This is a genomic window from Nonomuraea sp. CX421, assembly GCF_059358955.1.
Genome location: NZ_JCADBK010000059.1, coordinates 1 through 1,428 on the forward strand (window position 1 = coordinate 1; position 1,428 = coordinate 1,428).

1 protein-coding gene is annotated in these 1,428 nt (G+C 66.4%); it reads left to right on the top strand.

The genetic code is table 11. The features are described 5' to 3' along the window. Window positions 1-126 precede the first annotated feature (126 nt). Entirely contained in the window at window positions 127-1,374 is a 1,248-nt protein-coding gene (locus AC5L3X_RS39115; protein ID WP_494863846.1) for an IS256 family transposase, read from the top strand. Window positions 1,375-1,428 lie beyond the last annotated feature (54 nt).

The following is a 1,428-nucleotide window of genomic DNA, read 5'->3' on the forward strand; positions in this document are numbered from 1 at the left end:
GTTCACGTCCAGGGAGATGGTGTGCGGGTGATCTAGCCCATGCTGTGGTGCGGGTGAGATCCATGTGACAAGAGACGGCCACTCCGTAATCCTTCGATTCGCTCACATCAACACGAAGGGGACGAAGTGGCCGTCAATGACATTGTGCCCGCTGCCGGGGAGTACTTGGAAGACACTCTCGCCACGGCGAGCCCGGACCTGCTGCGGACGATGATCCGCGAGTTCGCTCAGCGGATGATGGATGCCGAGGTCGAGCAATTGTGCGGGGCCGGCTACGGCGAGGTCAGCAGTGAGCGGGTCAACACCCGCAACGGCTATCGCACCCGGCCGTGGGACACCCGGGCAGGATCGATCGAGCTGGCCGTGCCACGGCTGCGGCAAGGCTCCTACTTCCCGGACTTCCTGCTGGACAAGCGACGCCGGGCCGAGCGGGCGCTCACCACGGTGGTGGCCACCTCCTACCTGCTCGGGGTGTCGACGCGGCGGGTGGAGAAGCTGGCCGAGGCGATGGGCATCACCAGCCTGTCCAAGTCACAGGTCTCGGCGATGGCCGCCGAACTGGACGGCATGGTGGAGCAGTTCCGCTCCCGGCCGCTGGACGGTGGCCCGTACACCTTCGTGTGGGTGGACGCGCTGACGCAGAAGGTGCGTGAGGGTGGGCGCACGGTGACGGTGCACGCCCTGGTCGCCACCGGCGTCAACGCCGACGGCCAGCGGGAGATCCTCGGCCTGGACGTCGTTTCTTCCGAGGACGGCGCGGGCTGGCTGGCGTTCCTGCGCGGCCTGGTCGCCCGCGGCCTGTCCGGAGTGGTGATGGTCACCTCCGACTGTCACGCCGGGCTGCGCGACGCGATCGCCGCCACCTTGCCCGGTGCGTCCTGGCAGAGGTGCCGAACTCACTACGCGAGAAATTTGCTCTGCCGCGTCCCGAAGTCAGCCCAGCCGTGGGTGGCGACCATGCTGCGCACCGTCTTCGAGCAGCCCGATGCCACCTCCGTCTACGCCCAGCACCGGCACGTCGTGCAGACGCTGGAGGTCAAGTACCCGGCTGCGGCCGAGCACCTGGACGAGGCGCGCGAGGACATCCTGGCCTTCGCCGCCTTCCCCAAGGCCGTCTGGCGCCAGACCTGGAGCAACAATCCCCAAGAGCGCCTGAACAAGGAGATCCGCCGCCGCACCGACGTGGTGGGAATCTTCCCCAGCCGCGACTCGATCATCCGGCTCGTCGGTGCGGTGCTGGCCGAGCAGAACGACGAATGGACCGAGCAACGCCGTTACCTGGGCCGGGAAGTCCTCGCTGAATGCCGGAAGAAGACCGACTCCAAGAATGAGACAAACGATGCTAAAGTGACCATTGAGGCGATTGCCTCCTAATAGTCCACCGGATTACAGGTGGCCTTCTCAAACACCATCTCCCTGGGCGCGGCC